Source organism: Paenibacillus sp. D9 (assembly GCF_001188365.1).
Lineage (GTDB): Bacteria > Bacillota > Bacilli > Paenibacillales > Paenibacillaceae > Paenibacillus_O > Paenibacillus_O humicus.
Window position 1 is genome coordinate 2,674,521 of sequence record NZ_JZEJ01000001.1, and the last position, 19,338, is coordinate 2,693,858.

At 57.8% G+C, this 19,338-nt stretch carries 21 protein-coding genes; 4 read left to right on the forward strand and 17 right to left on the reverse strand.

What is annotated here, in order from left to right; translation table 11 throughout:
- Positions 1 to 283: 283 nt before the first annotated feature.
- The 10 genes from VE23_RS12245 to VE23_RS12285 form a co-directional block, all read right to left on the reverse strand.
- Positions 284 to 1,105 carry an arylamine N-acetyltransferase family protein gene (locus VE23_RS12245; protein WP_332310169.1) on the reverse strand — a complete coding sequence of 274 codons (822 nt, stop codon included), beginning with the start codon at positions 1,103 to 1,105 and terminating at the stop codon, positions 284 to 286.
- A gap of 96 nt (positions 1,106 to 1,201) precedes the next feature.
- Entirely contained in the window at positions 1,202 to 2,434 is a 1,233-nt protein-coding gene (locus VE23_RS12250) for an acyltransferase family protein (RefSeq protein ID WP_049868089.1), read from the reverse strand.
- A gap of 150 nt (positions 2,435 to 2,584) precedes the next feature.
- The gene (locus tag VE23_RS25830; protein ID WP_084781420.1) at positions 2,585 to 3,046 is read right to left on the reverse strand and encodes a hypothetical protein; all 462 of its coding nucleotides are present in this window, start codon (positions 3,044 to 3,046) and stop codon (positions 2,585 to 2,587) included.
- A 353-nt stretch (positions 3,047 to 3,399) separates the two neighbouring features.
- On the reverse strand, positions 3,400 to 4,134 hold the full coding sequence (locus VE23_RS12255) for a hypothetical protein (protein WP_048748799.1): 735 nt from the start codon (positions 4,132 to 4,134) through the stop codon (positions 3,400 to 3,402).
- Positions 4,135 to 4,155: 21 nt separating this feature from the next.
- Positions 4,156 to 4,827 (reverse strand): polymer-forming cytoskeletal protein, encoded by a 672-nt coding sequence (locus tag VE23_RS12260; protein ID WP_048748801.1) that lies wholly within the window; start codon positions 4,825 to 4,827, stop codon positions 4,156 to 4,158.
- Positions 4,811 to 5,476: a YhbD family protein gene (locus tag VE23_RS12265; RefSeq protein WP_048748802.1), complete on the reverse strand. Its 666-nt coding sequence runs from the start codon at positions 5,474 to 5,476 to the stop codon at positions 4,811 to 4,813. Before VE23_RS12265 ends, VE23_RS12260 begins: the two co-directional genes overlap by 17 nt.
- 274 nt (positions 5,477 to 5,750) lie before the next feature.
- Entirely contained in the window at positions 5,751 to 6,635 is an 885-nt protein-coding gene (locus VE23_RS12270) for a TolB family protein (RefSeq protein ID WP_049868090.1), read from the reverse strand.
- A 33-nt stretch (positions 6,636 to 6,668) separates the two neighbouring features.
- On the reverse strand, positions 6,669 to 7,367 hold the full coding sequence (locus VE23_RS12275) for an SDR family NAD(P)-dependent oxidoreductase (protein ID WP_049868091.1): 699 nt from the start codon (positions 7,365 to 7,367) through the stop codon (positions 6,669 to 6,671).
- Positions 7,368 to 7,499: 132 nt separating this feature from the next.
- Positions 7,500 to 7,949 (reverse strand): VOC family protein, encoded by a 450-nt coding sequence (locus tag VE23_RS12280; RefSeq protein ID WP_049868092.1) that lies wholly within the window; start codon positions 7,947 to 7,949, stop codon positions 7,500 to 7,502.
- Between the two features lie 69 nt (positions 7,950 to 8,018).
- Complete coding sequence (locus VE23_RS12285; protein WP_049869713.1) at positions 8,019 to 9,080, reverse strand: LacI family DNA-binding transcriptional regulator; 1,062 nt, start codon at positions 9,078 to 9,080, stop codon at positions 8,019 to 8,021.
- A 248-nt stretch (positions 9,081 to 9,328) separates the two neighbouring features.
- Between VE23_RS12285 and VE23_RS12290 the strand changes: the two genes are divergently transcribed.
- The gene (locus VE23_RS12290) at positions 9,329 to 10,159 is read left to right on the forward strand and encodes a sugar phosphate isomerase/epimerase family protein (RefSeq protein WP_049868093.1); all 831 of its coding nucleotides are present in this window, start codon (positions 9,329 to 9,331) and stop codon (positions 10,157 to 10,159) included.
- Positions 10,160 to 10,234: 75 nt separating this feature from the next.
- Here VE23_RS12290 and VE23_RS12295 read toward each other — a convergent pair whose 3' ends face one another.
- The 4 genes from VE23_RS12295 to VE23_RS12310 form a co-directional block, all read right to left on the reverse strand.
- The gene (locus VE23_RS12295) at positions 10,235 to 10,885 is read right to left on the reverse strand and encodes a hypothetical protein (protein ID WP_021882084.1); all 651 of its coding nucleotides are present in this window, start codon (positions 10,883 to 10,885) and stop codon (positions 10,235 to 10,237) included.
- Between the two features lie 128 nt (positions 10,886 to 11,013).
- Positions 11,014 to 11,664 (reverse strand): bacillithiol biosynthesis deacetylase BshB2, encoded by a 651-nt coding sequence (bshB2, locus tag VE23_RS12300; RefSeq protein ID WP_049869714.1) that lies wholly within the window; start codon positions 11,662 to 11,664, stop codon positions 11,014 to 11,016.
- A 26-nt stretch (positions 11,665 to 11,690) separates the two neighbouring features.
- Positions 11,691 to 12,035: a YojF family protein gene (locus tag VE23_RS12305; RefSeq protein WP_021882082.1), complete on the reverse strand. Its 345-nt coding sequence runs from the start codon at positions 12,033 to 12,035 to the stop codon at positions 11,691 to 11,693.
- 200 nt (positions 12,036 to 12,235) lie between these two features.
- Positions 12,236 to 13,267, reverse strand: a complete 1,032-nt coding sequence (locus VE23_RS12310; RefSeq protein ID WP_049868094.1) for a zinc-dependent alcohol dehydrogenase — start codon at positions 13,265 to 13,267, stop codon at positions 12,236 to 12,238.
- Between the two features lie 204 nt (positions 13,268 to 13,471).
- Here VE23_RS12310 and VE23_RS27650 point away from each other — a divergent pair, with 204 nt between their 5' ends.
- Positions 13,472 to 13,606 carry a hypothetical protein gene (locus VE23_RS27650; protein ID WP_021881241.1) on the forward strand — a complete coding sequence of 45 codons (135 nt, stop codon included), beginning with the start codon at positions 13,472 to 13,474 and terminating at the stop codon, positions 13,604 to 13,606.
- 67 nt (positions 13,607 to 13,673) lie between these two features.
- Here VE23_RS27650 and VE23_RS12320 read toward each other — a convergent pair whose 3' ends face one another.
- From VE23_RS12320 to VE23_RS12330, 3 genes are all read right to left on the reverse strand, one after another.
- Positions 13,674 to 14,342, reverse strand: coding sequence for a hypothetical protein (locus tag VE23_RS12320; RefSeq protein ID WP_049868096.1), 669 nt, complete (start codon positions 14,340 to 14,342; stop codon positions 13,674 to 13,676).
- Between the two features lie 255 nt (positions 14,343 to 14,597).
- Entirely contained in the window at positions 14,598 to 15,554 is a 957-nt protein-coding gene (locus VE23_RS12325; RefSeq protein ID WP_049868097.1) for a metallophosphoesterase family protein, read from the reverse strand.
- A 177-nt stretch (positions 15,555 to 15,731) separates the two neighbouring features.
- Entirely contained in the window at positions 15,732 to 17,501 is a 1,770-nt protein-coding gene (locus VE23_RS12330) for a glycoside hydrolase family 35 protein (RefSeq protein ID WP_049868099.1), read from the reverse strand.
- A 205-nt stretch (positions 17,502 to 17,706) separates the two neighbouring features.
- Between VE23_RS12330 and VE23_RS12335 the strand changes: the two genes are divergently transcribed.
- Positions 17,707 to 18,624, forward strand: a complete 918-nt coding sequence (locus tag VE23_RS12335) for an AraC family transcriptional regulator (protein WP_049868100.1) — start codon at positions 17,707 to 17,709, stop codon at positions 18,622 to 18,624.
- Between the two features lie 208 nt (positions 18,625 to 18,832).
- Entirely contained in the window at positions 18,833 to 19,306 is a 474-nt protein-coding gene (locus VE23_RS12340) for an RrF2 family transcriptional regulator (RefSeq protein ID WP_049869715.1), read from the forward strand.
- Positions 19,307 to 19,338 lie beyond the last annotated feature (32 nt).

Genomic DNA, 19,338 nt, shown 5'->3' on the forward strand with positions numbered 1-19,338 from the left:
CTCACTCATGTGAACACTTCCATCTACGGTTATTAGTAGTTGTCCGTTATCGGATGTTCCAAGCTGGTGCCAGCAGAAGGGACGTCCTTTTTTTTGATCTCTAGCGGCTCTTGTTCCAAGTACCGGCCAAGCCGGTTCGACGAAGCCCATTCGGATAGTGGTTTTTCAGCTGGCCGGCTGCAACAAGATCTTGATGCGGCGAAGAAGCGGCGTCATCGCCTTAAGCCGACATCTGTCGAGGCTTGCTCAACATCCCTATTTCTCCGCTTGCGGAACGACCCGCTCAACCACCGCTCGGGTCCCGCCGGGCGAGCGTAATGCCGAAGCATCTCTCCAGCGCCTCCGCATACTTCTCCTCATCGGCTGGCGTCTCTATCCGAACCGAATCGAGCTCGAAGATGCGGAATTCACCTCCGAGCAGCGTGTTGCGGCCATGCGGAGTCCGAATCGAAGCCTTGTTCTCCTGCCGGAACGGCGAGTCGGGGGCGTGCTCGCACCAGAACGATGCGGCGGCGAAATCCATCGGAAGATGCGGTTCCTCCGCAAAGCTGTACACCCAGTCCCACTCGCCCCGCTTCCGCTCCCAGAGCATCCAGCCGTAGACCTCGTCCCGAGTGAAGCGGTAGGCTTCCGCGTCCTGCTCCTGCACGGTTCCTTCCTGGATGATCAAGGGGTAGATCGGCGACCCGGCGCCTGCGCCGACATCGCACATGTACCGCTGCCCTTCCACTGCGACCTGCAGGATATGATGGCGCCGCTTCGGAGGCAGCGCTCTCTCGTCCCTCCAGAAGCGGCCAAAGTAGCTCGTCACCCGGAAGCCCAGCGCTTGCAGCAGAGCCCCGAACAACGCGTTCTGCTCGAAGCAGTAGCCGCCCCGGCGGCGCCTGACGATCTTGTCGTACAGATCTTGGATCGACAGAGAGATCGGGATGCGGCCCACGACATCCAAGGTTTCGTAAGGAACCGTATGGACATGGCATTTCTGAAGGGCAAAAAGCGTCTCGGCGTTCGCCTCGCGCGAGCCCGAATACCCGATGCGATCCAGATAGGCATCGATCATCGGCTCGGACAGGGGTTCGGCATCCGGCAAAGGCAAAGGCTGCACGTTCAACGATAGCACCTCGATTCGGCGTTTTCCTAGTTGTACCACACCTGGCGCGCAAGTTGAACCCCTTTATGCAGCACACAAAGCCGCTATAATCTATCCAAAAAACACAGAGTCGTCGGCTTTCGCTTTGCGTTTATCCTTCGATGCGGCCATCTTTTTTTCAACCAGGCGAGCTAGTTTCAATGCGCCTTGATCGATATATTTCATATAATAGTGAGACAAAATAAATAAGGGAACCATCGAAACAGTAAACGTAATGGCATAGGCAAGATTATAGCTGAAATGATGAATCACTTTACTGAACATAAACGCGGAGAACGTATTCAGGAAAGTGAAATGAATGAGATAAAGAGAAAATGAAACCTTCCCTAAATAAGCAAGCTTTCCCCACCCAAACAGATGCTGCAGCACTTTTAGACGAAGCAGTGCAAACAAAATAAGGACAGAACCTAGTGTTCGTGCAAGAAGTCGCGGATCGATATTGAATTGAATCCATTCATTGATATATTTAATTCCTATTTCTATCGGTTCGTACATCGTGCCCATTAATGGAGTATAAGGCGCCGAACCTAAGTAAATTCCCAATAAAAGCCCAAGTACCGGCGCTATTTTAGTTTGGACCCATTTGTGCTTGAGCAGATCGGCAAGCAGCATTCCCCACAAAAAAGCGACAAAATAGGTTTGAATCAAAGCAATGGATAAGACCGCATATACGATCCATCTTTTTCTTAGTCGTCCAAATAAAGCAAGAAAACCGAAAATCAAAAAAGAACCTGCCAGCTCATAGCTCATGGTCCAAAGGACTGGATTGTAAGGATGGGCTTCAAACCGGAAAAACGGATCAAAAATAGCGGCCTTCATAACGGTATATGGATTGGTATCCAAAGCGTAATAATTCTTTTTCATATCCGTCCATGTTGTTCCCCCTATTTCTTGGAGATGAAAGGCATTCATAATAAGGGCTACATACACAAGCAATACTGAAACAGCCGCCGGCACAGCTAGCCGAATGTACCTTCGTACGGCGCTGGATTGCAGCATCTTTAGATAGGTATCGCTATCCATTTCTTTTTCAACCATTTTAACGCTGAGCACATAACCGCTCAGCACAAAAAACAGACAAACGGCAAATTGACCGTTAAAAAATAAATTGACGGGAGAATGGCCGTACCAGACATCCCACTTGAAATGAGCCTGCTGCGGTTTTCCATTTAACGCAGCCGGATAAAACACTTGGATGTAGTGCGAAACAACCACGGCAAATGCCGCAAGTCCCCTGATTCCGTCTAAATACAATCGCTTTGTTCCCGATGTCTTTTTGTTCATTTTTCTCCCTTCTTTCACGAATCAAACTATTATAACATGCTAACTGCGTGAGTCCTTTGATACTTTTGTGCACAAATTAAAAAACAATACAGATACAACACGTGTTGTATCTGTATTGCAAGATCATAACGCTATTTTCTTACTTCTATTTCACCACTTAGTGTCAGAACTTTTAAGTACAATTTGCCCTTTTGGTAGACCTGATCCACCGTATATAGTCACTGTATAAGTGCCAGAAGGAACAAGTGGATTACTATCATTATTAATAAATTCTTTTCCTGTTCCATCTGCAGAAATGGTTTCATTAAAGATAACCGTATTCTTGCTATTGTGTTTTACTTCGACTCTAAATGATGCAGTTCCTGTATTTTTTGCATATAGCTTAATATTTGGAGCTCCAATTGTCACACTAAAGCTATTTGTTGGGTCGGTTTTATTTCCTAGTAAATCCCAAGTAAGTGTATCCTTTATTGCATAGGGAGTAATTTCAATAGCCTTATTTCCTTCTTTGGATGCTGTATCTGCATTTGCCAAAACAGCGCTGGAGGCTCCAGTAATAAGTGAAATAGCCAAAGTAGTCGTACCCACAATCTTCAAAAATTTGTTTTTCATTAGTTTACTTCCCTTTTTAATTTGGGATTTAATTACAATTTTATTATATGTTATATACTGGATAATGGAATGATCTTCTAGAACTATTTGATTTGGTTCTAATGGTTTATTTTTAAAAAATAAAATTTTCATTATTTAGTCATATAGTATTAAGAAGCGCATTTATCGCTGCATGACAGTTATTAATCAAAGAGACGCAAAAAGAACATACGGGATTCGTATGTTCTTTTTGCGTCTCTTCTTGGGGTTCAAATACGCTCGCCTTGGAGCGGCCTTTCCATTCCTGTACGGTTAGGCATCGCCTATAACGACTCCTTGTTCACACGTCTCTCGCTTGCTTCCAGCGAAAAAGGTCAGACCTTCCGCTGCTCCCCCACCGTAGCGCCGCGCTTCACATCGAGCCGTTCCTTATATTCCACCTGGCCGATGTCGCAGCCTTCCCCGATCGTGATTCGGCTGCCCCGCACGATCCCTGCGCGGGTATGCTCAAGATGAATATCGTCGCCTTCGATGATGGAAGCCTCAAGGACCGCATCCGACGAAGGACGGAAAACGAGGCTGAGCGGACTAATGACGCTTCCGCGAGCGACCTCGATCCTTCCGCCTCCGATTTCCTTGGCCGAGGAGTTCTGGTACAGCTTGATGTCGATGTCCCCGGCGTTCAGCAGGCCGCCGATCGCGAACATCCCTTTAGGCCGGAACCGCTCCGCTCCGCAATCTCCCTCGACTCTCAAGCTGCCGCGCAGGCTGATGTCCCCGGCCTTGAGAGCGCCGCCCACCTCGACATCCCCCGCTCCCGCCAGCTCGCCGATCTCGGCATCCCGTCCGACGATCGCCTTCCCGGTCAGCTTCACCGTTCCGGCGCGCAGAGCTTCCGAGACCCCGTCGCCTACGAGCCGGATGCTCCCCGCGCCGAGACTGCCCTTGATGTCGTACGTGCCGATGCATCTCATCTCGCTGCATGCGATGCCGCCGCTCACGACGGCATCGCCGACGATCCGGACCTTATCGTAGCTGCCTCCCAACGTAGAGGAGGTTCCCGTCAGCTTCAGATTTCCCTGGTAAGGGCTTGCAGAATCCTTATTCACGGCCAATCCCTCCTTTCGGCGCTACAGCCGGGCATTACTTTTCACAACGGAGCCATCCGACAGCTCGAAGCTCTCCTTGTATTCCACCAGGCCGATCTCGCAGCCCGGTCCGATGCGGACGACTGCGCCGCGCACCACTCCGGCCGCCGTGTTCTCCAGGTAGATATGATCGCCTTCGATGACTTGCGCGGTGAGACTGTTCTCCAACGACATCGGCAGCAGCTTCAGCCACCTTGAAGACGATTTCTCCAGCTCGATGACCTCGATCGTGCCGCCTCCGATCTCGCGGATGCTGCTGCTTCCTTGCAGCATAAGCTTGATCTCGTCCGCATTGAGCGAGTCCATCTGCAGCTTGCCGTTCGAGGCCAGCCTCTCCGCCTCGACGCTCCCGTGGACGGTGACGCTGCCGTTGATCCCGATCGACTCCGCCGCCAAGTTCCCCTCCAGCTTGAGCTTGCCTTCAACCGTGCATCCTTCCGTCCGAAGCGGCCCTTCAATCGTCACCATTCCATTGATGACGGTCTTCCGCGCCTCCACGCCGCCCTTCACCGTCGCCTTGCCGTTCACGACGAATTCCTCTTCGCAGGACAGAGCTCCGTTTATCGTGCCCACCCCGTCGATCTGAACCGCTCCAACGTCTCCGCCGGAGGATACGCCGATTCCGGTGATGATCAAATCATTCCTCGTTCCCATTTGAATCCTCCATTCGCCCTTCCTGGGCCGATAGTTTCAGCTTCAGCTCTTCGGTCTTCTTCGCGATCGGGATGCGCAGCGCGATCTTGGCATCCTTCTCCGCATAGAATTCCCGGTCCCCGGACAGAAGCAAGGCAAAAGACATGCCCATTTTGCGCAGCAGCACCAGCTCGCCTTCATACTCCTCCAGCCGGCCAAGATTATCCAGCAGCACGGCCAGCATGGCCTTGCCCTCTTCCAAATGAATCTGTCCTGTCTGTAGGCTGCAGTCGAACACGTACAAAATCAGCATCTGCTGGAAGCTGTACGTATGCGGCGTCCCCAGGTAGGGCTCGCTGTACTCCAGCGCCGTTCGCGAAACAATGTTGCGCGAAAGAAGATCTCCACGGCTCAAATCCACCTCTGCCGGAGCCGGCGAGAACAGATCCGCCATCTCGTCCAGCGACAGGCCTTCCTTCATGTTCATGATCTGACGGATGCGTCCCAGCACTTGCTGGCGGGGGAAAAAGGTTTCCTGCCCTGTAAACGCGGATCTGCGGATAAACCAATCCTCCGGCAGCAGCTGCTTGCGCTTCCACCGGTACAGCTGTCCATAGGAGATGCCGGTCATCTCCAGCAGTTCTTTCTTGGAAATCAAGTCTTCCTCCATGAGGCAGCCTCCCTTGCTGCTAATAACGTAACATAACATTGTTACGTTGTAAATCCGTTTCTAGCCGGAGCGGATCTCCTTCTACAGAAGGAGGCGGGCGGGATCTCGACGGAAAAGCAAAAAAGCTCCGCGATCTCTCGGGCGGAGAGATTAGCGGAACCCGGCTTGACAGGGACAGACAGAACGGTTGAATCTAAATTGAAACGGAACGTTTGGATCTAAATCGGATTGGATCCGGCTGAATCATGAGGATCTGTTTCCAGCATGAGCTTTCTCAGCGCGGCCGGTAGCTCACAAAAGCCAGCTGCCGGCTGTCCGGCGACCAGGAGTTGACGTTCATCGTTCCCTGTCCGCCGAACAGCTCGGCCAGCACCCGGGAAGGACCGCCTGCAATCGGCATGAGGCGAAGCTCCACCTGCTTGTTCGGAGGATGGTCGGCTGGGGCGACATCGCCCTTGCGGTAGGCGATATAGGCAACGGATCGACCGTCCGGCGAGACATGGGGAAACCAGTTGTTGCTTTCCTCATCCGTCATTCTCGTCTGCCCCCCGCCGTCCGCGTCCATCCGCCAGATCTGCATCAGGCCGCTGCGGGTGGAGTTGAACCAGATGTGCCTGCCGTCCGGCGAATATTCCGGCCCGTCGTCCAGTCCGGGCGTATCCGTCAGCCTGGTCTCTACCCCGCCGAGGACAGGAATCGTGTAGATGTCATACGCATCGTCCCGCTCGGCGCAGTAGGCCAGCGTGCGGCCGTCCGGCGACCAGCCGTGCAGGTAACTCGGCGCCATCGGCGTCACGAGCACCGGCTGTCCGCCCGCCAGCGGAAGGACGTAGATCCGGGATTGCCCGTCCTCCTCGGCATGATGGCTGACGGCGACCTGCGAGTTGTCCGGAGAAAGCACATGGTCGTTGTTGCACCAATCGGCGAAGCCGGAGTCGATCGGAGCGCTTGTCCGGCCTGCCAGATCGAACGAATGCAGCAGGCCGCAGCTGTTGTAGATCAGCCTTTTGCCGTCGGCCGTCCAGTTCGGCGCTTCGATGAGCTCCTCGAATTCGGCCAGCACGGTACGCTCGCCCGTCCCGATATCCAGCGTCTCGAGGATGCTGACGACGCCGCGGTCTTCCTTCAGGCGCACTCCCTGCCTTCTTCTAGTTTTCATGGCTTTGCGCCTCCGCTCTGCAAAGTGGATGGATCAGATCGGCATTTCCTTGCCTTCGTAATCGACGAAATGGAACTTCGGGTGCAATTCCGCCTTGCGCTCGATCAAGTCCAGAATGCCCGCCGCGCTGCGGCGAGGATCCGTCGGAGCGCTCTCGCCGCCCATATCCGTCCGTATCCAGCCCGGATGCACGCTAAGCACCTGCACGCCGCCCGCGCCGAGCAGGCTGTGCAGCTGCTCGGTAAACATGTTCAGCGCCGCCTTCGTGATGCCGTACGGGTAGTCGCCGGGATAAGCATGGGTCAAGCTGCCGGCCTCGGAGGAAATGTTGACGATGGAAGCTCTAGGCTGGAGCAGCAGCGGCAGCATATGCTTCACGACGCGCATCGGCCCGTACAGGTTGATGTCGAAGGAATGCTCGACATCCTTCATGTCGAGCTCCTCGATAGCCGTGTCGCGAGCCTTCAGCACCGCTGCGTTGTTGACGATGGCGCCGAGCTGCATGCCCTCCCGCTTGAGGGAGGCGGCCAGCTCCGCGATTCCATCTTCGTCTCTCACATCGAGACGCACGCTTGCCAGCTTGCCGGGAAAATCCGTCTCGAGAGCTTGCATAGCCGCGCTCTTGTCCTGCGGCTCGCGCATGCCTGCGAGGACGTAATGGCCGCGCTCCAGAGCTTCGGCAGCGAGCTCCAAGCCGAGTCCCCTCCCGGCTCCCGTAATGAGAATGTTCATGTCCGTGTTCCCTCCTTGGATCGGGCTGGCTCCTGTCCATCCTATTGGCGGATTCAGGTGCAGTCCCATCGGGCTAAATACCGTCTATCCATCGTCCGCTTCGGTTGCGGGCAAGTCCATGCGGCCTTGCTTCTAGTCGTTCTCCAACAGCTCCACGAGCACCTTCAGCTGCGGAATCGTATCGATGTAGGCGTACCGGCCTCCGGTATACTCGCCCTTCTGCTGCAGCGGGAAGCCCTTGCCCTCCAGCAGCATGATCTTCTCCTTCATCCCTTCAATGACAAAAGCGATATGATGGGGGCCTTCCCCATGCTCATCGAGGTAGTTCCTCCATGTGCTGGGATGCTCGTCCGGCTCGATCAGCTCCAGCTGCAGCGAGCCCATGTCGATGAACGCCAGCTTGGCCCGGGCGGGACTGGGCGCTCCCATGAATTCGGTCTGCGCGGTGTCGGCCGCGTCGGTCAGCATCGCCTCCGGCTTCGGAATGCCGAAGAAATCCGCGTAAGCCTGGCTGACCTTGTCGATATCGTGGACGAGAATTCCAATCTGCGTAATGACGTTGTTTCCAAGCAATCCTGTCATAGGGAGCAGCTTCCTTTCCGGTTTGGGAGTGTGGTCTCTCATGAAAATGTCCTTGTCGATGCCTAGCGGTCAAATCCTCCGGCAGGAATCCCGGATGACGAGACTGCAGTCCTGCCTGATCGAACGGATGAGGACGGCGTCCTCGTCCGCACCCTCCTGTCCTTGCTCGATCTCTCCGATCAGCGCCGAGGTCAGCCTCTGCAGCATCTCCCCCATGTCGAAGCGGATCGTCGTGAGCGCAGGCTGATGCCGGCTGCTGAGCGGATGGTCGTCGAAGCCGATGACGGACATCCCCTCCGGCACGGCCAGCCCGTGCTCCCGCAGCGCCCGGACAGCTCCGAACGCTGCGCTGTCATTGGCCGCAATCAGGGCGGTGGGCAGCGGTCCGCCCGCCTGGAGCAGATGCTGCGCGGCCGCATATCCGCCGCTTTCGCTGAAGCTTCCGGGCAGCACCCACTCGGGACGGACGGTCAGGCCGTTGTTCCGCATGGCGTCCCGGTAGCCTTCGTTCTTCTGCGGACCGGACAGCCGGTTCATATCGCCGTTGATGAGAGCGATATTCCGGTGGCCGAGCTTCTGCAAATACGAGACCGCCTGCTCCATGCCGAGCGCGTTGTTGAACTCCGCCGTCAGCCGGCCCGGCTGCTGCCGGCCGTCCTGCACCTGATCCACGATTCCGATCGTGAAGCCCTCCGCCGCCAGCTCGTCCAGGAATGGCTCCCGGATCGCCGCTCCGATGAAGATGCCGCCGTCGATCCGGCGCTGAAAGAATATTTCCTTGACCCTGCGGAGCGTGACCGTATCGGCGGGATCCCGGATAATATGGGTCAGCACGAAGTACCCGAGGGACGAAGCATGCTCGATGACGCTCACGATGAGCATATTGGTCAGCGTGTCGCTCGCGACCGTGCCGGGCTCGATCAGGAACAGCCCGATCGTGCGGGAGCTCTTGCCGGCCAGCATCTGGGCGGAAGCGTTCGGGAAATAGTTATGCTCCCGAATGACCTCCATGACCTTCTCCCGCGTATGGGCGGGGACGTTGGAGTAATTGTTGATGACCCTGCTCACGGTACTGCGGGACACCCCGGCCAGCCGCGCAATTTCCACGCTGTTGATATCGGTCTTTTTCATCCGGCTGTCAGCTCCCTTCAGCATGAACACGCGTTTACACCTATCACTATACGCAGGATGGAAAGCGCTGTCAACTTCGGGAACAGAGCAAATAAAGAAGATTGATCATAATCAAAATCCGTATGAACACGCGTTCACACTATGGTATACTGTAGGATGAAAACGCTAGCACTAGTGCGCGGAAAACGATGACGGCCGGAATGTCAGACCGACTCGACAAACGATGCAAGCAAAGGAAGGGATCGCGAATGAGATTAGGCGGACAAGTGTTTCTGGAGCAGATGAACCCGGAGAGCTGGTCGGAGGCGATGGCGGAAGCGGGATTCCGAGCCGCCCCCTGCCCGGTGGACGGCAAAGACCTTGCCGAGGTAGACGATTATGTGAAGGCTGCGGGCAGGCGCGACATTCTCATCTCCGAGGTGGGCGCCTGGAGCAATCCGATCAGCCGGGATGAGGAGACGCGGAGCCGGGCGGTCGCTTATTGCATCGAGCGGCTGAAGCTTGCGGAGCATATCGGCGCGGGCTGCTGCGTCAACATCGCCGGATCGCGGGGCGGGCAATGGGACGGCCCCGATCCGGACAACTTCAGCAGCGAGACGTTCGAGCTGATCGTCGAGACGACCCGCCGCATCATCGACGCCGTGAAGCCGGAGCGGACCGTATTCGCCCTGGAGATGATGCCCTGGGTATTCCCGGACTCCGCGGATTCCTATCTCGATCTGATCCGGGCGATCGACCGCCCCGGATTCGGCGTGCATTTCGATCCGGTCAACATCATTTCCAGCCCTCGCGCCTATTACCGGAACGGGGAGCTGATCGAGGACTTCTTCCGCAAGCTGGGACCTCATATCCGCAATTGCCATGCCAAGGATATCCGGCTCGGCAGCAAGCTGACCGTGCATCTGGACGAGGTCATCCCGGGCACGGGAGCGCTGGACTACCGGATCTTCCTGACGGAGCTGAACAAGCTTCATCCCGATACGACGCTGATCATCGAGCATCTGTCGACCAACGAGGATTATCGGCAGGCAGCCGCCTATATCCGCGGCGTGGCCGCGGAGCTCGGGATCCGGCTCTGAGCAGCGCGAAAAAACCCGCCCCGTTCGATGGGGCGGGTTTTTGACGTATCTGGACGGCCATCGCATTGCAGCCGATCAGCCGTTTTTCATCGCGTCGGGATATACGACCGTGTTGAACACTTCGCCCGATGCCTGGTCCTGAATATGGACGGTGACCTTCGTCTTGTCCGCAGCCGTTCCGCTGTACACTTGATAAAGCATGGACGGCAAAGCGACGCCAAGAGCGGCGAATGCGTCGAAGCTCCCTTCGTAGGCGGCCTTGTCCACGACGAGCGTGTACTCCGTGAAGGAATCGTTATGCTCGATATCCTTGACCGAGGCGAAGTCCTTGCCGCTCTTCAGCTCCTCGATGCCCTCCAGCAGGTTGTCCTTCATGCTGCCGATCATCTTGCCGTAGACATCCTTGGTCATTTTGTAGGTCACGGAGCCGTCTTCGTTCTTTGTCGCTTCCTTGACGCCGTCTTCCTTCGCCTTCGCAATGACGGCGTCCAGATCCTGCCCCTCCAGCATGGAGGCCGGAATCGTGATTTCATTATGGAAAAGTCCCTTGTCGACCTCGACCTTGCCTGCGTCCTTCCCGGCATCGCCGTCCGCAGCCGGTGTCACCGAAGCCGCCGGCGCGGATGCTTGCGGCCCAGTGGACGCAGCCGGATCATTTTTGCCGCCGCAGGCGGAGAGCGTCAAGCTAAGCGCAACCACGGCGCCGATGAAGAGTTGTTTGTTCATGCTTTCTTTTTACCCCCTGAGTTCGAGCTTCTTCTGGAAAGGATTGAAATTCCTTCCTCCTTCCACTTATCGGCTGGCCGAGAGCAAAAGAATAGAGACCGCCCTGAAAAGGACGGTCTCTGCTGCCGTTATTCAAATCGGTACGTCCAGAACCTCTCCGTGCCAAAGCGTTCCCGGACTTCGCGGGACGGCTTCTTGTCATCCAGCCCCGGAACCTGGAACTGGGAGCGATGCGCCTGAATGGAGCCGATCTTCTGCTTCAAATAGTCGCCCACATCGAATTGGGTGTCCGGCATGCCGATGGCCAGCTGATGATCTCTCGCGAAAGCCATGCAGTACACGACGGGCCGATCCTTCTCCGGAAGGCCTCCGATGACGCGCACTACGGCTGCGCCGGTCGCGTCGTGATCCGGATGCACGCTGTAGCCCGGGTAGAAGGTGAATACGATATCCGGCTTCAGCTCCTGCAGAATGGCGCCGATGCTGCCGTCCAGCAGCTCCCGCTCCTCGAACTCGATCGTCTTGTCGTGGAAGCCGAGCAGGCGCAGATCCTGGATGCCGATGATGCGGCACGAAGCCTCCAGCTCCAGCTTGCGCACCTGAGGCAGCGTAACCCGGTTCGCAAATGGCGGAATGCCCATTGTACGCGCCATTTCACCGAGCGTCAGGCAGGCGTAGGTGACCTCGGCGCCTTCCCGGATCATTTTGGCCAGCGTGCCCGACAGACCGAAGCATTCGTCATCGGGGTGAGGGAGCACGACTAGTATACGTTTGTTCATACCGGACTCTCCTTTCTCCGCCGTCATCAGAACGGCTCCCGGCTCAGCTGCAGCGCCACGACCAGCTTGCCCGCGCTGTCATGGCCGGCCATGATCAGCCGCTCCGGCTCGGTCTCTTCGTAATGGGTCAATCCTTCGGAGTACACCCATCCCCGCTCCATCTTCAGGCCGACCCGGAAGGGCCCGACACCCGAAATCGAGCCCTGCGAATATTGAATGGAGGCATTGCTGATGAAGGTCGCCGCCGGGTGTTTCGAGCTATCGTTATGGGACGCGTAAGCGCCCGTCGTCATTTCAAGGTGAAGATAAATGTCCTGATCCTTCAACTGGTCGATGCGGCGCTGAACTTCAAGCGCGTTGATGAGCTGCATCCTGGTCCCTCCTTATTCCTAATCAAGCTGGCGTCCCGCTAGGAGGCAGGACGGCCAAGGTCTGCTGTTCATTGTTCTGTAGAAAGAAAGATACGCCCATCCAGAGGAAAATGCAAGTAATCTCCTTGGATTATCCGTATTTATATGAATGCTATTCCGAAAGCGTCCGTCTTGGCATCCCTTCGTCCCCTCTATGGAAACTAGATCCTGCCAGCTCCGCCGCCGCCGCCGTTCACGACGACCGATTTCATGAGTCCTCCGGACGCCTCGAACACCTGGCCGAATCGCTGCGGAATGTCTTCCAGGCCAAATCGATGCGTCACGATTCGGATCGGGTCGATCTCGCCGCGCACCATCAGCTTCTGCAATTCCTCGCCGTCCGTCATGCCGGAATACAGCGAGCCGACGATCGTATAATGCCTGTGGATAAGGTCGCTGGAATCAAACGTTACCCGCGCATGCTCGCCTATCGCCACGATCGTGCCGCGCATGGCGAGCGCCCGGAAAGCAAGCTCATAGCTGGAGCTTCTGCCCGAGCATTCCACGACATAGTCGAGCCCATGGCCCCCGGTAAAGTCCCGCAGCTCCGCATCCAGGCCGTGATCGCCGGCGGCCGGATCAAGAGCGAGCTCGGCGCCCATCGCGATGGCATACTGGCGCCTCTCCGCGATGGGATCCACCGCCGCCACCCGCGCGCCGCGCTGGACAGCGAGGCCGATGGCCGCCAGCCCGATCGGGCCGCAGCCGGTGACGGCCGCCCAGTCGCCCGGTCCCATCGATGTTCTCGCCAGAGCCGAATAAGGCGTTCCCCAGTTGTCGAAGAGGAGCGCTCCTTGCTCGTAGCTGAGCGACGGGTCCAGCAGCAGGCAGTTGCGCTCCGGCACGGCGATGCGCTCGGAGAAGCCGAAACCCATATGCTCCACTGTATTCGGACAGCGGATGAAGGCTCCCTCCAGGCATGCCGGGCATTCCCCGCAGCCTTTCACATTGTTGACCGCGACGCGGTCTCCCGGCTGCAGCGAGCGGACGCCAGGGCCGACTGCCGTCACGAGACCGGCAACCTCATGGCCGGGGACGTATTCGGAATGCCTCTCGACATTCCAGAACCATTTATCCGAGCCGCAGATGCCGCATGCCCGCACCTCGACGATGACCTCGCCGGCTCCAGCGGCCGGTTCAGGCACATCCACGACCCGCAGATCCTGCGGGCCGAATGCTTGTACTTGTTTCATCGTGCCGAATCCTCCGATCCCTGCTCTGGCTGCAAAACCTCTCCTTCTACCCTACCACAACTAGGCGGCTTGGGGAAAATGGCGCTGGCGAAAGTCCGTCCGGTCCGGCTTCGATTACTCAAGAAACCGTTAGTCCCCTATTCTCTCCTCTTCCGAGATGATAAAATGAATCCAACTATTTCCATATATAGGGAGGCGATTCGATTGAATGTGTTTATTTTCGCTGCTCTCATCGTGCTCATCCTCGGTGTCATAAGCATCGATTCCCAGTTAAGACTGCTGAACAGCAAGTGGGATCGCTGGCAGAAGGAGCAAAGGCGCAGCAAGGAGGATACGTAGAGAGCCCGAATTGAAAATAGACCGCCTGGGGGCGGTCTGGACATGGATAAAGCGCGTTGCAGGAAGGTCAAAACCGAATCATCGTGCCCGCTGCTGACACCCGGCCCCATCCGGACGGAAGCAGAACCGGCCGGAAGGCCTCCATGCCTTCCGCGTTTCCGGCTTCCGCTATTCGGCGTTCGGCCTCTCCAGCCTGCTGGAGGGATCGGATCCGTCGATTCAAATCGGCATGGGGAGGCAGCTTCAGCAGCTCCGGATCCCGGGTGAATTCCGCGGTAACCTCCAACGTAAACGAGCTGGTGCAGGAGCCGCAGGTTCCGTTCTTGTACTCCATTTCCATGAGCATGACCGGGTGGGTCCCCGTCCGATGCGGCATGATTTCCAGCTCTACCAAAATGCTTTTATATTCTTTGTGGTAAATATCTCCGGCATGGATAATTTTTTCGCCGAAAATATCCTCCGCGGCAAAGCCTGTAATGCCGTCAAACCGGATGTAATCCGAGGGCTGGAGCGTCAGCTTCACTTTGCGTGCGGCAATCGCAAGCCGGCTTTGGAGCTCCTCCCGGAACAGGTCGGAAGCCTGCATGTCATGGGCGACGGGATCTTTCACCTTCTCCGAGGCCGGCTGACCGCTTGCGGCTCCTTGAGCTTCTAGGATCAGTTGAACTTTCTCTGCTCCGTCCGCCGGCAAGTATGGACGGCTCCATGCGTATGTAAAGGTTACGGTTGGAATCATAAAAAATGATGTCCTCCTCGAGTATGTACGAATCCCTGCAAGATAAAAACGCCGCTTATAGAGAGTTGGTATGCGAACAAATGTTCGAAAGGAGAAAAAAAGTCCCGAAATGGGGACTTTTAGTCTAGGACATCGCCGTTTCAATGATAAAAGGGCCGTATTACCCGGGAATACCCCTCTATAGCCGCATGACAGAAACCTAAAAGAATCGTTGCTCTGAAGAGGCCCTAAAAGGAGTTCAAGCGGTTGAAGCCCTTATAAATTCAAATGCTGCGGGCTGGCGTCATCCAGGGCCTCGCTCGCCCACTGCCGTTCGACTGTCCCATCCTCCAGCCGCAGCCAGGACTCGAACTCCCGGCTTCCCTCCGTCAGCCGAATGACGCGGGCTCCGCGCTGGAAGCCCTCCCGGCCATAGGTGGCATAACCCGACGCCCGTCCGTAGGAGAGGCGGATGCCGAGCCATTCGCCCGAGTAGTCATTGATGTGGTCATGGCCGCAAAAGGTTCCGATCACGTCGCCGGCCTCCGCCATCGCGGCGAAAAAGCCGCCGTTCACCTCGGCGCAGCATACCCGCTCATGCTTGTTGCCCGAGCAGGAGCCGGACTCCCAGGCCGCGTTGTACTCCGGCAGAGGAATGTGGAAGAAGGCCAGCGACGGCAAAGGCTCGCCCCCGCCGAGCTTCCTATGCTCCGCCGAGCGGGACAGGTACCATTCCGTCTGGTCCCGGCCGATCCAGCCGTAGCCGGGAATCCGATCGACACGGGAGTAATCGCCGCTGTCCAGGAAGTACAGCGACGCGGCGGGCTTGCCGTCAACGCCTAACACGGCATGGTCGTAATTGCCCCAGCCGCCGATGCCCGGCTCATGACCCGTGACGCTGCCGCCGGCAGCCATCAGCTCCCGCAGCACCGCCTCGCGGCTGACGCCGCAGCCTTCCTCGGCGTCATGGTTGCCGAGCACCGCAGCCCAGGGAATGCCGCTCTCCGCCGCAGCGGAGACGACTTCGCGCACCGAGCTCAGCGGGTCTCGGCAATGCAGGCTGAAGATCAGATCGCCCGTGAAGACGATGAGATCCGGCCGCTCCGCCTTGAGCACCCTTTCCATCAAGGAACGGGTCAGCTGATCCTCAGCCTCTCCATTTTGCCAATGAGTATCCGTGAATTGAACGATCTTGAACGTGCCGTCCTTGCGGAACCGCAAGCTGCTGCCCATCTCCGCCAACCTCCTTCATTTCATTCCCACAAGCTTCAATGCGCTCCGAGCGCATGATTCCTACCGTATGGCTTTCGGCGGCCATGGCGCCTTTTCCTCCCGCCGTCTTGACCGGCAGTACGATGAACGAGATGGCATGCCTTGCTTGCCCTGCACGATCGGCCCTGCTTGTCCGGCCTAGATCTGCAGTACGGGACGATCCTGGAGCTCGACCTCCGCGGCGGCGGCGCCATGCAGCTCGAAAAGCACCAGCTCGTTGCGGCCGGACTTCAGCAGCGGAGCCGGGATATACAGCGTCCCCTGCGGACCGATCTCCCAGTAGCGGCCCAGATTGAAGCCGTTGATGCAGGCGACGCCTTTGGTCCAGCCTTTCACGTTCAGGAACGTATCCGCCGGCTCTCCCTCCACCTCGAACTCACCGCGGTAGAAGGCCGGCTCGTTCGCAGAGGCTTCAACGGCGGCATCCGCGCCGGACGGCCCGTAACTGATTCCGGACAGATCCTCCAGCGGCAGCGAACGGATCGTCCATCCGTACAGAAACTGCTGGCCGAAGCGGATGCCCTCGGTGACGCCTTTCGGATCCTTGAGCAGCGGACCGTAGTTGATGCGGCCCATATTTTCCACGAGCAGGCTTACGGTCACGCCTCCCTCGGGCACGGAGAAGCTCACCTCCCGCTCCGGATTCCAGCGCTCCAGCGTCCCCTTGTACTCGCCGTCCACGAACACCATCGCGCGGTCCCGCACCTCCTGCGCCGTCAGGCGGCTCTCTCCCCGCGGTCCGGACAGATGCGTCGTGTACAAAACGAAACCGTAATTCTGCCCAAGCTGCTCCATCGTCTCGGGGCAGGCGCGTGTCACCGGGAAGGAAAGGCTGTCCAGGACGGAGAACAGCGGCGCCCGCTCCGTCAGGCTCACCTTGCCGTAGCCCTTGCTCGGGATAGGCTCCGGCAGCTCCAGCGGACCAAGCTCCGCGTACTTGCCGATCACCTCGCGCACCGCATGGAACTTATCCGTGATCTCTCCCGATTCGCTCACGAGGACATCGTAGTCGTAGCTCGTGATCGTCGGCTCGAACTTCTCGCCGTGGTTGGCCCCGCTGTAGAAGCCGAAGTTCGTGCCGCCGTGGAACATGTAGAAGTTGACCGAAGCGCCGGCGGCCAGCATTTCATCCAGCACCTGTGCCGTGTCGGCGGCGTCGCGGGTATGATGCTCCTCGCCCCAGTGGTCGAACCAGCCGTTCCAATACTCCATGCACATGAGCGGCTGATCCGGCTGCGCCTTCAGCAGATCTCCGAACGCCTCGTCCGGGCGCGAGCCGAAGTTGACCGTCTCCCATACCCCGTCGACCATGCCGCCCTGCAGCATGAAGTCGCAGGGACCGTCGGAGGTGAACAGCAGCACGTCCACCCCGCGGTTGATCAAGCCATCCCGCAGATGAGCCAAGTATTCCTTGTCGTTGCCGTAGCTTCCGTATTCATTTTCAATCTGCATCGCGATGACCGGCCCGCCGTTCGTCGTCAGCAGAGGCACCAGCCTGGGGATCAGCTCGTCGTAATAGGCGTCTACCTTGTCCAGAAAAGGCTTGTAGGCGCAGCGCAGCCGCATGTTCCCGTCCTTCAGCAGCCAGGCGGGCATGCCCCCGAACTCCCATTCCGCGCAAATATAAGGACTCGGCCTGACAATGACATGCAATCCGAGCTCTCCCGCCGTCCGGATATAGCGCTCGATGTCCGCCAGACCGTCGAAGTTGAACCGGCCCTCTACGGCCTCATGCAGATTCCACGGCACATACGTTTCCACCGTGTTGAAGCCTGCCGCCTTCAGCTTCAGCAGCCGGTCCCTCCAATACTCCGGCACCACGCGGAAGTAATGGATCGCGCCGGAAAGGATGCGGATCTCCTGATTTCCCAGCATCAGCTTGGGACCTTGAATGGTCAGACGGGTCATACGGACAGCTCCTCCTTGGGATGGACTTCTGGCGATGCTTCGGCAGCCCGCGCCATGTCCGGTTCTTTCCCTTATCGTATCGGGCTGGGAGCGACTTCAACAATGCACAAAGTCCGCAATTTCTTAACCATTTGTCGCAAGAGACCCTTATACTGGTTGTAGATGAACGACCGTAGATCCATCCCCCGAGAGGAGCCTATGCAGCATGGAGCGCTTGTTCGCCTTCCAAAACCGATCCGACACCTTGCAGCTGTATGGCTGCCATTTCGGCCTCAAGCCGGCCGGCTGGTCCTATGACAAGCATCATCATCATCTCTATGAGCTGTTCTGCTGCATGGACGGCTCGGCGGTGCAGGAAATGCAGGGCGGCTCCGTTCCGCTCGCTCCGGGCGACTGGTTCCTGCTGCGTCCCGGCGTCAGCCATACTCTGGCCAATGCCGGCACGGGTCCGCTCGCCTTCTTCAACTTCCACTTCGACCTCGACGATCTGGAAGTGCGCGGCCGGCTGGGAGCCGCACCGTTCCGGCTCATTCCCGGAAGCCATGCCTCCGACAGCGGACTGCCCGGCTGCGTGGCCGGACTGGAGAGCCTGCTCGGGCAGCAGCTCATCGGCGATCGAGATTCGGCCCTCCCGGACAGCGGCCCCCGCAGCCAAGCCATCCCGCTCGGGCTGCATCAGCAGCTTGCCTTCCAGTCCGCGATCCTGGCGATACTGGGCGAGGTCATCCGCCTGCTGGAAGAGATTCCGCAGCCGGAAGGCAATCACGGCCTGACGGCATCGGCCTATGCGCTCGACATCGCCCATGCCGCGGAGAAGCGGCTGACGGCCGACGGGTCGGAGACCCCGTCCGTGTCGGCGATCGCGGCGGAGATGGGAATCAGCCGCAGCCAGCTGTGCCGGATTTTTGTCCATGTCTACGGCCTCTCCCCCCGCCAATATTTGACCCGGCGCAAATGGAGCAAAGCCAAGGAGCTGCTCGCCATCTCCAATCTCAACGTCTACACCGTCTCCGAGCAGCTCGGCTTCCGTTCGGTCCATCATTTCTCCCGCCAGTTCCGCCGCTGGACCGGCCTGACTCCGAGCCAATACCGGAAGCAGGAGCAGGAAGGAGCGGGCGGCTAGGCAAGGCTTTCCTTCGCGGGAAAGCCCTTTTCTGCTTGCGCAAGCGCCTTGTGCCGCAGGGGAGTTTTACTTCCTCCGCCAAGTTCGGTATAGTAGGTTCAAATAAGGACAATAAATATCCACGTTATACATAGTTCTTAACGAGCTGTATTCGCAAGAATTGACCTCTCTCCTCATGCAGGAGATCGAGAAAGGAGGACTCATCGAGATGCAAATGAAAACCGGCGTGGAGCAGGCGGTCTATGCCGTGCTGCTGCTCGGCATGCTGCCGGACAAAGCCGTCCTGCCCGGCGAAGCGATCAGCGCCCGCATCGGGGCTTCCCCGACCTATTTCCAGAAGCTGCTGCGCAGGCTCGTCAGCGCCGATCTCATCGCCTCGACGGCGGGAGTGAAGGGCGGCTTCAGGCTCAAGCGGCAGCCGCAGGACATTACCGTCTATGATATTTACCTGGCCGTCGAGGGGCAGCAGTCTCTATACTCCTCCTGCGGCATCCTGCACGACGTGCTGGATCGGCCGGAGCCGACATCCGGCTGTCTGCTGTCGGAGCTCATGCTCGAGGCCGAGCAGTCCTGGAAATCCGTGCTGCAGCGCGAGACGATCGCGTCCCTGTATGCGCATATGTGCTCGGAGACGGAAGTAGACGGCCTGGACGCTTGGGTGAAGCAAAAGCTCGTGCTGTAGCGGGCTGTTCCATTAGAAGCTTGAAGAGAGGA